The organism is uncultured Psychroserpens sp. (genome assembly GCF_947492715.1).
Classification (GTDB): Bacteria; Bacteroidota; Bacteroidia; order Flavobacteriales; family Flavobacteriaceae; genus Psychroserpens.
Genome location: NZ_CANLNS010000001.1, coordinates 531,935 through 544,573 on the forward strand (window position 1 = coordinate 531,935; position 12,639 = coordinate 544,573).

Sequence of the window (12,639 nt, forward strand, 5' to 3'; positions counted from 1 at the left end):
AGGAGTGGTTAAAAAGTTCTGTCAGGACTAAATACATCTATCGGAAGTGATGTTTTCTTGCTATTAATTATTTCTTGAACCAGTTTTCCCGTGGCTGTTGCCATACTCCACCCCATCATGGCATGGCCAGTTGCAATTGTAATATTTTTACACTTGGAAGATTTTCCAATATAAGGTAACCCATCTGGAGATACAGGTCGTAATCCAGACGCGGCCTTACGTTTCTCTTCTGAACTCAAAATAATTTCAGGATAATATTGTGTGGCAGCTTTAGCAATAGCCTCTACTCTTGCTGTATTAATATCATGATTAATTCCTGCGATTTCCATAGTACCCGCAAATCGTGTAAATCCATTCATTGGAGTCACAGCAACTTTAGCTTCTGCCAAAATAGCGGGAACAGATATATTGGTAACTCTAGTTGTATTAATCCTATAGCCTTTACCTGCCTGCAATAATAATTTCAAGCCTAGTTTCTTGCTTAATAGATATGACCATGAACCTGCTGCCAATACAAATTCATCGGCTTTCAAATTTTGTTTATCTGTGATAATTGATACAATTTCACCATCTAAAATTTCTAAATCTTTAACGGTTTCATTTTTATAAAATTGAACTCCCACAGCGCGTAAATGTGCTTTCATTTCTTCCATAAATTCGGAAGGCGTTGTATGAGAATCACATTGGTAATATGTTGCTCCCTTAACACTCATAGTAGCATTAGGCTCTATCCTACTTAATTCGTCCAAGCCGATGGCTCTAGCCTCTAAACCTTCCTGCCTAGCAAGGTCTGCCATTTTAATTTCTTCATCTAACATTTTTTCAGTTTGACACAGCATTAAAAGACCTTTCTTTTCATAATGAAATGAAAACCCTTCCTCTTGCTTAATATCATCATACAAATCTTGACTCAACAATGTAATCGACTTAATTGCAGGAATCGCTTTAGAAACATGATTGGCATTACATGATTTATTAAAAGCCCATGTCCATTTTAAAAAATCACGCTCTAATCTAGGTTTAATATATAATGGACTCGAAGAATCGAACATCCACTTCAACCCTTTTTTCATAACACCTGGCGCAGATAAAGGGACAATATGACTTGGTGATAAATAACCAGCATTAACATAGGACGCTCCAGCATCTAGGTTTGATTGATCTACAATCGAAACTTGATGCCCTTCCTTTTGAAGGTAATATGCCGAACATAACCCAATAATTCCGCCACCTATAATAACAACCTGTTTACTCATTTACTCCCATTTAAAATCCCACAGTGGCGTATCTCCTCTCAAATGCTCTATAAAATAATTCCACCTTTTTTTTATAAAATACAAACGTTGTTTTCCTCTATAGCCATGACGTTGACTAGGTAAAATCAATAAATCAAATTCTTTATCGGCTTTAACTAAGGCGTCTGCCAATTTAAATGTCGCCGAAGGATTTACGTTATCATCTAAGCCACCATGAACTAATAACAATTTTCCTTTTAAGTTAGAAGCATTAGTAATATTTGACACCTCTTGGTAAGATTCATCTACTGGCCAACCCTGATACATTTCGGGCCACCATGCTTTTTCCATTCGGAAATCGTGATCGGCAGAACTGGCAACACCAACTTTATAGACTTCTGGAAAGGCCAGCATTGCTCTTCCCGTGTCAAATCCTCCTGCCGAATGACCAAAAACACCAACACGATTTGTATCAATCCAAGGGTGCTTTTTACCTAAAAATTCAATAGCTAAGACATGGTCTTCTAAATTATTCCCCATATTCTTATACGAATAGTTATGAAATGATTTAGAGCGCTTAGACGTTCCTAGACCATCCACCATGATAACAATAAAGCCAAGTTCGGCTAAAGATTGATTCATAAAACCTCGAGAAAAAGATTCAGGAAACATTTTTGTATGCGGACCTGTATACGTATGATCTATTATTGGATATTTTTTTGACGGATCGAAAGTCGTTGGTTTCCATAATGCGCCATAGATTGTCGTTTTACCGTCCTTAGCCGTTAATTCAAAAACTTCGGGTGACTGCCAACCCATTGCTAAAGCCTCACTGACATCTGCCTTTGTTAGCTCTGTTAAAATTTCCCCAGATTCTGAATCTCTCAAAACTGTTGTGGTAGGCAAATTTATAGTAGAATAATTGTCTGTAAAATAGGTGCCATCTTCTGAAAATGTAATTTGATGGTTTACCAGTTTTGGGGTTAGGCAAGTAATATTACCTTTAAAATCGACTTTATATAATTGATGATGATATGGATTATTACCTGTTTCTTTTCCATTAATTAGAAGATAGACGAGTCCTTTTTTTTCATCTACATATTCTATGTTAGCAACATAATATTCTCCTTGGGTTAATGCCTTAGTTTCATTTGTTTTTAAATCGTATAGGTAGAGTTGCCTCCAACCACTTCGTTCTGAAAGAAACAGGACTTTTTGTTGTTGTTCTAAAAAGCGATATTCAAAGTTATCAATATTAGTTTCGCTAGTTTCTTCAATTATGGTTTTTATTGTATTTGAATTTAAATCAACCAACTTTACATATTCTTTTTGATAACCTCGTTCAGGATATCTTGCTAATAACACACCAGATTTGTCTGTCCATTGTGTAGATACAGAATTAATATGTGTTCCTTTAGGAAGGTCTGTCTTTATTTCAGTCTTTGTCTCTACATTAAAAAACACAGGTTCTACATAAACCATTGTTGTATCACCTGGAGATCCTCGATAATAGGATAAAAGTTTAGGTTTATATAGTGAGTCTATACTATAATCTAATAGATACATCTTTTCAGCAGTTCTCAAATCAACCAATGACGTTGCAATCCACTTTGAGTCTTGAGACCAATCTACATAAAATCGTTTTGGACGTTCTCCATTTTCACCTTCCATCTTGTCATACCAACCATACCATGATCCATATTCATAATTTCTTTGACCACTTACACTTAGCTGATATTCTTTTTCAGAAGCTACAGATTTTACATACACATTATAATCTCTCACGTAAGCCGTCCATTTACCATCTGGAGATTTAGTTTCGAACAAATTTCTGACTTCTTCTAACTCTTTTGTTTTCAGGCTTAGTTTGTCGTTTTTTAGATGATATGTATAGTCCTTACCTTCAAAGGAAAACGAAAGTTCTTTTTTCGATAGTCTTGCTATATCCCTTATAGGTAATTGGCTAGCATCTACTGGGTTTTTCGATACTCCGCTTAGGGCTTTTGCCAAAGCCATATGATCAAACAATGGCGTGACTTTATAGTCTTCAAAATTCACTGTTTTATATGATTTTCCTTTTTCGCTATAATCAATAAACCAAAGCCCGTTACCATCTTCAAACCAGTTAACTGGTGTATAAAGGTTAAAAGCTGTTTTGTTATTGTAATTATCAAACATAAAACTAACGGCTCTTTTATAATCTTCTTGGGAGATATTTTGCGCCTGAACGCTACCTAATGAAATACCAATTCCAATTAGAAAACAATACAATAATTTCATCTGTTTTTATTTTATATTACCTGAAAACCATAAGCATACGGGTCATCATCAGGATCAATTGTTATTGTGTTATGTCCAAATACTTTTGCCCATCCCTGAATACTTGGGATAATAGCTTTATGTCCATTTAATTCTGTTTCTTCTTCAATACGACCAATAAATGTGGAGCCTATATAACTTTCATGAATAAAAGGCTCGTCTTTTTTCAGTAATCCCTTCGCATGTAGTTGTGCTAAACGTGCAGAAGTCCCTGTACCGCATGGACTTCTGTCAATGGCTTTATCTCCATAAAACACGGCATTTCTTCCCGATGACGATGTATGAATTGGATCTCCTGTCCAAAGCATGTGCGATACATCTCGAATAGTATCATTTTCAGGATGCACAAACATGTTTGGATATTTTGCATTAATGCGATCTCTAACAATTTGAGAATACTGAATTATCTGGCTTGCTGTAAAATTATGTACTCCAGAAAAATTCTGTTGTGGATCAACAATGGCATAAAAATTTCCGCCATATGCAACATCAAAAGAGATGTCACCTAACTCTGGACATTCAATAGATAAACCTTCGGCTGCCAAGTAGCTTTTCACATTGGTAAGTTTCACCCAATCTACTTTAGATCCCGTTTGTTGATATTCAATATCTACAAGTCCGGCTGGAGCTTCCATTCTAATTTTGCCTGGTGTTTTTGGTATCACTAATCCTTCTTCTATTGCAATTGTAATAGTACCAATAGTGCCATGACCACACATTGGTAAACATCCGGAAGTTTCAATAAATAAAATTGCAAAATCATTATCTGGGTCATGTGGAGGATATAAAATACTTCCACTCATCATGTCATGTCCTCGAGGTTCAAACATGAGTCCTTTTCTAATCCAATCGTATTGTTGTAAAAAATGCTGGCGCTTTTCACTCATAGAGTCTCCCACCAAATTGGGACCTCCTTCTTTGATGACTCGAACCGGGTTGCCACATGTATGAGCATCTATACAAACAAACGTTGATTTACTCATTTTTTTGTTTTTCGATATAATCGTTGACTCTTTTTTCGAGAATGGCTAGGGTCACAGTTCCCTGCTCTAAAATCACCTCATGAAATGCTCTAATATCAAATTTGGCACCCAGTTCTTTTTTAGCTTTTTTTCTTAGCTCTCTTATTTTGAGTTCTCCAATTTTATACGATAACGCTTGTCCAGGCCATGAAATATAGCGATCTGTTTCTGTATTAATTTCGTGAAGCGATAGTGCGGTATTAGATGACATATAATCTACTACTTGATCTCTTGTCCAACCTTTGGCATGTATTCCTGTATCTACTACCAATCTGCAAGCTCGCCACATTTCATAAGTAAGCTGACCAAACTGTTCGTAAGGTGTTGTATACATACCCATTTCATCTGCGAGAAACTCAGAATACAAGCCCCAACCTTCGCCATATGCTGAGAGGTAAAGATCTTTTCGAAATTGTGGAATACTATCTCCTAATTCGTTATTTAAACTACCTTGCAAATGATGACCAGGAACCGCTTCATGAACAGTAAGTGCTGGCAATGTATATAATGTTCTACTCGGCAAATCATAGGTGTTTACCCAATAATACCCAGGATCTGTACTCTCTTTAGATGTTCCAACATAGCGTCCGCCAGTATATTTAGGCGCAATAGCATCTGGTACAGGAGCTACGCCATACGGTTTTCTAGGTAATGTTCTAAAAAATCTAGATAATTGCTCATCTGCCCTTTTAGACATATCGCGAGCAATCATTAATAATTCTTCTGGAGTTTTAGCGTAAAATTGTTCATCGGTTCTTAAAAAATTAAGGAAGTCTGCAAAGCTACCTTCAAAGTTTAAATCTGAAATAATCTGTTCCATTTCAGCCTTTATTCGTGCCACTTCCTTTAATCCAATTTGATGAATATCGTCTGCAGTGTATTGGGTGCTGGTCGTATAAAAATTTATACGATCTTGATAGTATCCATTACCATTTGGAGTTTCTGAAACACCGATAGTTGTTCTAGTTTTAGGGAGGTATTCTGTTTCAAAAAAGGATTTAATACGTTTAAATTGTGGTGTTACTTTGGATTCTATCACAGTCTTGGCCGCTATGAGCACAGAATCCTTTTGTGCTTGGGTTAAATCGGCTGGCAAGTTTTTAAAAGGGGAATAATAATAACTGTCTTCTACATTGTCAACAATATGATCGTCATAAGTAGATTCGTAACCTTTAAAAATGATTAATGGTTGAGAAACTCCCTTTTCAAGACCTTCTCTTAGGTTTACAAGGTGTTGATCTACATAAGTAGGAATAGCATTCAATTTATTGAGATATGTTCTAACTTGAGCATAGTCATTTAAGGGTCTAACTTCATAGGTTAGACTACTATGAAACCCAGCATCAGAAAGAATTGGATTCAAATATTGTTCGAATTCAAAATAGTTAATCTTATCTTCAAGGATAAACTTTAGAAGTGCCACTGAAATTTGATCTGTTTCGCTTAAATCAGACAAATTAATATGTGATAACTCGTCTAATTTTGTCTTTGCGAACTCGGCTTCAGATTCGAAATATTCTTTAGTAAAAAGACCCAAAGGATATGCGTTTTCATCATATCCTTTATTGTCTTGATAGCTATCAATTATTTGGGTCAAATCTTTTGAATTAGTCGTCGATTTTTCTTTTTCACACCCAAAAGTTAATAGTAAAATTAGTATCGAAATGCCTTTAAAATAGTTCATATCGTTGATGTTGTTTGCTTATTATTTATAAGTCTGGAAATACCCAAAGGGTTTTCATTTTTAAGTTCATCTGGAAGCAAGTGGTTTGGCCAGTCTTGATAACTAAAAGGTCTAACCCAACGCTTTATTGAATGAATCCCTACAGCAGTAAACCTACTATCTGTTGATGACGGATATGGCCCACCATGAACCATAGAAGGGCATACTTCAACACCTGTTGGAACCCCATTATAAATAATCCGTCCTACTCTATTTTGCAATGCTGAAATTACACCTGTATAGTTGTTCGCTTCTTTATCATTTGCTATAACTGTTCCTGTGAGTTGTCCTTCTAGATTTGAAATTACCTCCTCTAACTCGGTAACATTTTCACATTGCACCACCATTGAAAATGGGCCAAATACTTCTTGATGTAGCGTTGGATTCTCGATGAAAGTTACTCCAGAAACTGTAGTAATAGCTTGTTTCGCATAATTTGGAAGTACCTCAGATGTATAGTCAGCGCTAACATTCAAGTTTGGTTGTGATAGCGTTTTTTCCTTATTAGCTTCATACGCTCCAAGGATATTTGGATGCAACATACAAGACGGTTCTATAGCTACAATTTCTTCAGAAAGTTTTGTAATAAAATTGGACAAGTCCTCACTTTTTAACCCTAAAATCAAACCAGGATTTGTACAAAATTGTCCTGTTCCTAGGGTTATAGAATTGGCATAAGTTTTAGCCAATGTATTGCCTCTATTACTTAAGGCTTCTGGAAGAATCACAACAGGATTTATACTTCCCATTTCAGCAAATACTGGAATAGGTTCTTTGCGTTGTGCCGCTAAATCGTACAAAGCACGTCCACCTTTAATACTTCCTGTAAAACCCACTGCTTTAACTTCTGGACGTTTCACCAACTGTGCGCCAACTTCTATACCGCTACTATTTAAATTAGAAAACACACCATTTGGCATTCCTGTTTTTTCTGCTGCTTTTATAATGGCCGAAGCTACTAATTCTCCTGTTCCAGCATGCATAGGATGTGATTTGACAATTACTGGGCAGCCAGCAGCAAATGCTGCGGCCGTATCTCCGCCAGCGGTAGAATATGCCAACGGAAAGTTACTCGCCCCAAAAACAACAACGGTTCCTAAAGGTGTCATCATTTTACGAATATCAGATTTTGGCATTGGCTCTCTTTCAGGTTGTGCTGTGTCTATTGTAGCCTCTACCCAAGATCCCTCGGCAACCAATTCTGCAAAAGATCGCAATTGACCAACCGTTCTTCCGCGTTCCCCTTTTGCTCTACCTTCAGGTAGTCCGGTTTCAGAACAATACGTCTTTATGAGTTCATCATCTAAAGCTAGAATTTCATCAGCAATAGCATTTAAAAACTCAGCTTTATCCTTCCCTGAATAGGTTTTGAATCTTTGAAATGCTCTTTCTGCAAGTGTGCAAGCCATTTCAATTTCGGAAGACGTAGCCTCTATAAACGTGTTTTGGTTTTCAATATTTAATCTTGGATTAAAGGTTTTATATTCAATATTACCTTTAGCCGATAGGGCGTTTCCTATATAGTTTTTTCCTGTAATCATCTTTTTTTAATTCGTTTTAAATGGGCCACAATATCCACTGGTTTATGAATTACCACATTAGACACTGGATATTTTTCCAATAATGCTTTAGGTCGTATAGGTCGTTTTTCAAAACCACCGCTACAGTTAGGACACTCATGTTCTAATATATCCTCTACACATTGCTTACAGAATGTACACTCAAAAGTGCAAATCATAGCATCCTTTGCATCATAAGCGAGTGGCTTATTACAATGTTCACATGTAGGCCTAATCTCTAGCATATTATAAGTTCTTATAGTCTGGAAGTGTTGGTCTATTTTTTAAACCTTCTTCAATAACTTTTAAAACATGTTGTCGCTCTTCTCCATGCAGCGGTAAACGCGGAGCTCTTACATTTTCTGTTCCAATGCCAGTTGCAACTTCAGCCAATTTTATATTTTGTACTAATTTAGGGTTTATATCCAACTCTAACAATGGCAAAAACCATCTATATATTTCGATAGCTTCTTGAATCCTCCCTGCTTTCTGAAGTTCATAAATAGCAACGGTTTCTTTCGGAAATGCGCAAACCAATCCTGCAACCCATCCATCTGCTCCCATAAGCAAGCTCTCTAGAGCTAAGGTATCAACACCTGTCAAGATTTTTAGTCGGTCACCAAATCTATTTTTTATTCTAGTCACATTAGAAATATCTCTTGTAGATTCTTTTACGGCTTCAATATTGTCACATTTCAGTAATTCATCGAACATATCTAAGGAGACTTCAACTTTGTAATCAACTGGATTGTTATATACCATTATTGGCAATGACGTGCTATTGGCTACAGCTTTAAAATACTCTACCGTTTCTCTATCACCAGATTTGTAGCGCATAGGAGGTAACATCATAAGCCCTTTAGCTCCATCTTCTTCCGCTTTCTGCGCTGCTGTAATAGCCCCTTTCGTGGTTTGCTCTGCGATATTAATTAAAACCGGGACTTTCTCGTTAACAATGTCGACCGTTGTTCGTGTTAAAATTCTTTTTTCATCATCGCTTAGAGTACTGGCTTCACCCAGTGTTCCTCCTAAAACAATGCCGTGAACGCCAGCTTCTAATTGAGCATCAATGTTGTGCTCAAACATATGTAAATCTAAGGTATCGGAATCTGTAAATTTTGTGGTTACAGCTGGCATAACGCCATTCCATTGTATGCTCATAACTTGTGTTTTTTTTGTAGTGTAAAACTAGTATACAAGTTCTAAACTCAATAATGTCTATTTATCCAATACTAATACTATATTATCTTAAAAAGGACATAATGTCAACATATAAGAATAGTATTTGCGTATCTTAGCCATAGAATTATGTACTATATTAATGAAAGTCCTACCATTTAAAATCCCAAAACCAGATTTTGATGCTCTTGTTTTTCAGGAGGATAAAGACATTGTGTTTTTTGACAAGTTACACCAGCATAAAGAAATTCAGGTAAGCTTAATTGTTGAAGGAGAAGGTACTTTAATCGTTGGAGACACCATAAATTATTATAAAACTGGAGATATTTTAGTTATAGGGAGTGATATCCCACATGTTTTTAAAAGTGACCAAACTTCACATTTAAAATCACACATGCTTACTTTATTTTTTACTGAAATATCTTTTGGATCACAATTTTTTAATTTGGAAGAATTGAAAGAGTTAAAACCCTTCTTTAAACGTTCGAGACATGGATTTAAAGTGGCCTCTCATAAAAAAATGATTTCAGGTCTATTTGATCAATTAGCAATAGCATCTAAATTCCAACGGTTTATGATATTGCTAGAGTTACTTCAGTTATTATCTAAATCCAGTTATACAAGTTTATCCTCTTTCATCTACGATAAAGCATTTACAGATATTGAAGGCAATCGTATGCGTAATGTATTTGAGTATACGATGAATAATTACAGTGATAGTATCTCTTTAGGTACGATTTCAGAAGTGGCCAATATGACCAAAAATGCGTTTTGTAAATATTTTAAAAAAAGAACAAATAAAACCTATATTACTTTTCTCAATGAATTACGAATAGAACATGCCTGTAAGTTGTTATTGACGAACAAAGATTTAGCAATCGTTGAAATTGCGGAAATGACTGGTTTTCACAATATCTCTAATTTCAACAGACAATTTAAAACTGTAAAACAAATGAGCCCTACGGCATTTAAAATATTAAAAGCACCTAAAGTTTTTTAACGTATTGTGTTATAATAACAATCTGTTGTCCATCTACTTTGCCCTCGATATACTCGGCATTTTCATGATCCAAACGAATATTCCTAACAGCAGTTCCTTGCTTTGCAACCATACTTGACCCTTTTACTTTTAAATCTTTGATTAAAACAACCGAATCTCCAGACGCTAAAATAACACCATTTGAATCTCTATGAATAATTTTGCTTTCTTCATCTTCATGTTCGCCAGTTGCTCGTGCCAGAGCCAGAGCATCATCATCGAGATACATCATATCTAATAAATCTTGAGGCCAACCTTCTTGGCGTAATCGCTGTAACATTCTCCAAGCCATAATTTGCACAGCAACGTGCTCACTCCACATGCTATCATTAAGGCACCTCCAGTGGTTAGGGTCCATATCTGTTGTACCTTCAATTTGATTCAAGCATGTGCTACAAACCAATATATCATTAGCAACATTTTCGTTTAGGGAAGGCGGAATTGTATATTGCTTTAAATCTTGGGTTGAGGCACATAGTTCGCAAGTATTATTGCTGCGTTCTTTTAATTCTTTTTCTAAACTCATAACCTTCAAATTTTTTGTAGTCACAAATGTATTGTTTTAATTTTATCTACTTATTTTTAAGTATGCAAACACCGAAAGTTAGAAAGGCCACTTTGGCAGATTTACAAACCTTAAAACAGTTTAAACTTGGATTAATACAGGCAGAACTTCCTATGGATGAAACCATTAAGGAAGATACGACTAGTTATTATGATTTAGAGGCATTAATTACTGACGATAATTCTGAATTACTAGTTGTAGAAATTGATGGAGAACTTATTGCTTCTGGCTATGCACAAATCATTCCAGACAGGCCTTACTTAAAACATGATTTCCAAGGGTATTTAGGTTTTATGTATGTCCCAGAAAAGCATCGTGGAAATGGGTATAACAAACTAATTTTGAATGCTCTGTTGAAGTGGTGCAAATCTAGACACATATATGAGATTAGGCTAGATGTTTATGACACTAATCTACCAGCCATAAGAGCTTATGAAAAGGCTGGCTTTAAAAAACATTTAATTAATATGCGCTTGGATATTAAGGACATTCAACTCTAAAAATTAGGATTCTAGACATTGACTTTTAGAATTTAGCTGGGTTAAATAGTGTAATGCTGAGAAAAGGTCTTGAGATAACTGAAAATGTCTATTCTAGCTCTTGACGTTGCTTTTTTGTCATTCCTTTAACTACCATGTCATAGGAATGATCTATCAATTCTATAAGGAGTTTTGGTGAAAGTTCACCAGTATGAATATAAACACTATTCCATTGTTGTTTATGCATGTGATATCCTGGTTTAATCCAGCTATGCGTTTCTCGTAATTGTATTGCATATTCTGGATCGCATTTAAGGTTGATAAACCCTTCTCCGTTTTCCCACCTTTTTAACGATGCCAAAGCAAACATTTTACCAAGCACTTTAAATACAAGCGTGTCATTATCAAATGGAAAATGCTCGGTCACTGCCTTTTTATTCATGCAATAATTTCTGTAGTCTTCTATATTCATTTTAATAAGCGTTCCATAACCTTTTCTGGATGTTTCAGTTCAGTATAACCAAATTGATTATAGAGTTTATGAGCGTCTGATGTTTTAAGCATCCATGTACGGCAAGGTTTTAATTTTGGTTCATTATGTATGGCTAACATAAGTTCTTTAGCGTATCCATTGCCTCTATATTCAGGAAGAATAAACACATCCATAAGATAAGCAAAAACTGTATAATCTGTAGCGATTCGAGCAAAGCCAATTTGTTTGTTTTCACTATAAACTCCGAAACACAAACAATGTTCTATAGATGATTTTACCTGTTCGATCGAACGTCCTTTAGCCCAATAACTTTTGGTTAAAAATTCATGAATCATATGAATATCAAGACGTTCTTTATCTGTTGATATAACAATCACTCTTTTAATTTTTTAGGCGTATTATCTTCAATTTTTAATGCAGAAAAATCTAAGGTCCAACCAATAGTCTCTACGATACTTTCTATAAGTAAAACAGAATCTAAGGCCTCTTTTTTAGCAATCTCATAAAGACCGCTTTCTGGAACTTTATTCATGATATGTAGTTTGGCTTCATTATGAAGTTCGGTTAAGTCTGAAGCTTCAAATTTATTAAACATACCGTCTGATTTGTCGTAGTAATTTAAATCGGTTTCGATACTCAATACTTCTGGTTGTGGGAAATGAAACAATCTGACTGTTTTTGTTTTTACGTCGGAATCCATTTGAATTTTAGACAAATCAAAACCGACATGAGCCTTTGCATTAATGACCACGAGTGCCTTTTTTTTACTTGTAATTAATTTTAAGAAACGTTCTTTAACATCTTCATAATGATAAATTTCAGCAAAATCTCCTTCTACTGTAATGAACTTACATACTTTCTTAATCTTATCTAATAAAATTACCGACTGGGAGTTGGTTTGTTGTCGTTGTCTAAATTGTTTTACAATAGTCACAATCCCTAAAGTGACCAAAATACTTAAGATGATTATAAAAAATGTTTCCATAGTTAGTTTTTAATAACTGCTTTCAAATGTCGCGCCAAAAT

13 protein-coding genes are annotated in these 12,639 nt (G+C 35.3%); 2 read left to right on the plus strand and 11 right to left on the minus strand.

What is annotated here, in order from left to right; translation table 11 throughout:
* Positions 1 to 8: 8 nt before the first annotated feature.
* Genes Q0787_RS02410 through Q0787_RS02440 form a run of 7 tightly spaced genes read right to left on the minus strand, consistent with a single transcriptional unit; the run spans position 9 to position 9,019 of the window.
* Positions 9 to 1,256, minus strand: coding sequence for an FAD-binding oxidoreductase (locus Q0787_RS02410; RefSeq protein ID WP_298900619.1), 1,248 nt, complete (start codon positions 1,254 to 1,256; stop codon positions 9 to 11).
* Entirely contained in the window at positions 1,257 to 3,515 is a 2,259-nt protein-coding gene (locus Q0787_RS02415; protein ID WP_298900620.1) for a prolyl oligopeptidase family serine peptidase, read from the minus strand.
* Positions 3,516 to 3,526: 11 nt separating this feature from the next.
* Positions 3,527 to 4,537 (minus strand): 4-hydroxyproline epimerase, encoded by a 1,011-nt coding sequence (locus Q0787_RS02420; RefSeq protein WP_298900621.1) that lies wholly within the window; start codon positions 4,535 to 4,537, stop codon positions 3,527 to 3,529.
* Positions 4,530 to 6,260 (minus strand): DUF885 family protein, encoded by a 1,731-nt coding sequence (locus Q0787_RS02425; RefSeq protein ID WP_298900622.1) that lies wholly within the window; start codon positions 6,258 to 6,260, stop codon positions 4,530 to 4,532. The genes Q0787_RS02420 and Q0787_RS02425 overlap by 8 nt, the downstream gene beginning before the upstream one ends.
* Complete coding sequence (locus Q0787_RS02430; RefSeq protein WP_298900623.1) at positions 6,257 to 7,840, minus strand: aldehyde dehydrogenase (NADP(+)); 1,584 nt, start codon at positions 7,838 to 7,840, stop codon at positions 6,257 to 6,259. Before Q0787_RS02430 ends, Q0787_RS02425 begins: the two co-directional genes overlap by 4 nt.
* Positions 7,837 to 8,103, minus strand: a complete 267-nt coding sequence (locus Q0787_RS02435; protein ID WP_298900624.1) for a DUF1272 domain-containing protein — start codon at positions 8,101 to 8,103, stop codon at positions 7,837 to 7,839. Before Q0787_RS02435 ends, Q0787_RS02430 begins: the two co-directional genes overlap by 4 nt.
* A gap of 1 nt (position 8,104) precedes the next feature.
* Complete coding sequence (locus tag Q0787_RS02440) at positions 8,105 to 9,019, minus strand: dihydrodipicolinate synthase family protein (RefSeq protein WP_298900625.1); 915 nt, start codon at positions 9,017 to 9,019, stop codon at positions 8,105 to 8,107.
* 160 nt (positions 9,020 to 9,179) lie between these two features.
* Here Q0787_RS02440 and Q0787_RS02445 point away from each other — a divergent pair, with 160 nt between their 5' ends.
* The gene (locus Q0787_RS02445; RefSeq protein WP_298900626.1) at positions 9,180 to 10,037 is read left to right on the plus strand and encodes an AraC family transcriptional regulator; all 858 of its coding nucleotides are present in this window, start codon (positions 9,180 to 9,182) and stop codon (positions 10,035 to 10,037) included.
* Here the strand turns inward: Q0787_RS02445 and Q0787_RS02450 are convergent.
* Positions 10,024 to 10,602, minus strand: coding sequence for an alkylphosphonate utilization protein (locus Q0787_RS02450; RefSeq protein WP_298900627.1), 579 nt, complete (start codon positions 10,600 to 10,602; stop codon positions 10,024 to 10,026). The two genes, Q0787_RS02445 and Q0787_RS02450, sit on opposite strands and share 14 nt — an antisense overlap.
* A gap of 62 nt (positions 10,603 to 10,664) precedes the next feature.
* Here Q0787_RS02450 and Q0787_RS02455 point away from each other — a divergent pair, with 62 nt between their 5' ends.
* Entirely contained in the window at positions 10,665 to 11,141 is a 477-nt protein-coding gene (locus Q0787_RS02455; RefSeq protein ID WP_298900629.1) for a GNAT family N-acetyltransferase, read from the plus strand.
* Positions 11,142 to 11,229: 88 nt separating this feature from the next.
* Here Q0787_RS02455 and Q0787_RS02460 read toward each other — a convergent pair whose 3' ends face one another.
* The 3 genes from Q0787_RS02460 to Q0787_RS02470 are packed head-to-tail and all read right to left on the minus strand — an operon-like array spanning position 11,230 to position 12,598.
* Entirely contained in the window at positions 11,230 to 11,592 is a 363-nt protein-coding gene (locus Q0787_RS02460) for an MmcQ/YjbR family DNA-binding protein (protein ID WP_298900631.1), read from the minus strand.
* Positions 11,589 to 11,990 (minus strand): GNAT family N-acetyltransferase, encoded by a 402-nt coding sequence (locus tag Q0787_RS02465; RefSeq protein WP_298900633.1) that lies wholly within the window; start codon positions 11,988 to 11,990, stop codon positions 11,589 to 11,591. Before Q0787_RS02465 ends, Q0787_RS02460 begins: the two co-directional genes overlap by 4 nt.
* Complete coding sequence (locus Q0787_RS02470; protein WP_298900634.1) at positions 11,987 to 12,598, minus strand: DUF4230 domain-containing protein; 612 nt, start codon at positions 12,596 to 12,598, stop codon at positions 11,987 to 11,989. Before Q0787_RS02470 ends, Q0787_RS02465 begins: the two co-directional genes overlap by 4 nt.
* Between the last annotated feature and the right edge of the window lie 41 nt (positions 12,599 to 12,639).

What these genes read in the sequence shown, in the direction of transcription:
- Q0787_RS02450 (WP_298900627.1), bottom strand. Translation starts at nt 10,602, where the DNA reads ATGAGTTTAGAAAAAGAATTAAAAGAACGCAGCAATAATACTTGCGAA.
- Q0787_RS02430 (WP_298900623.1), bottom strand. Translation starts at nt 7,840, where the DNA reads ATGATTACAGGAAAAAACTATATAGGAAACGCCCTATCGGCTAAAGGT.
- Q0787_RS02445 (WP_298900626.1), top strand. Translation starts at nt 9,180, where the DNA reads ATGAAAGTCCTACCATTTAAAATCCCAAAACCAGATTTTGATGCTCTT.
- Q0787_RS02440 (WP_298900625.1), bottom strand. Translation starts at nt 9,019, where the DNA reads ATGAGCATACAATGGAATGGCGTTATGCCAGCTGTAACCACAAAATTT.
- Q0787_RS02435 (WP_298900624.1), bottom strand. Translation starts at nt 8,103, where the DNA reads ATGCTAGAGATTAGGCCTACATGTGAACATTGTAATAAGCCACTCGCT.
- Q0787_RS02415 (WP_298900620.1), bottom strand. Translation starts at nt 3,515, where the DNA reads ATGAAATTATTGTATTGTTTTCTAATTGGAATTGGTATTTCATTAGGT.
- Q0787_RS02425 (WP_298900622.1), bottom strand. Translation starts at nt 6,260, where the DNA reads ATGAACTATTTTAAAGGCATTTCGATACTAATTTTACTATTAACTTTT.
- Q0787_RS02420 (WP_298900621.1), bottom strand. Translation starts at nt 4,537, where the DNA reads ATGAGTAAATCAACGTTTGTTTGTATAGATGCTCATACATGTGGCAAC.
- Q0787_RS02410 (WP_298900619.1), bottom strand. Translation starts at nt 1,256, where the DNA reads ATGAGTAAACAGGTTGTTATTATAGGTGGCGGAATTATTGGGTTATGT.
- Q0787_RS02470 (WP_298900634.1), bottom strand. Translation starts at nt 12,598, where the DNA reads ATGGAAACATTTTTTATAATCATCTTAAGTATTTTGGTCACTTTAGGG.
- Q0787_RS02460 (WP_298900631.1), bottom strand. Translation starts at nt 11,592, where the DNA reads ATGAATATAGAAGACTACAGAAATTATTGCATGAATAAAAAGGCAGTG.
- Q0787_RS02455 (WP_298900629.1), top strand. Translation starts at nt 10,665, where the DNA reads ATGCAAACACCGAAAGTTAGAAAGGCCACTTTGGCAGATTTACAAACC.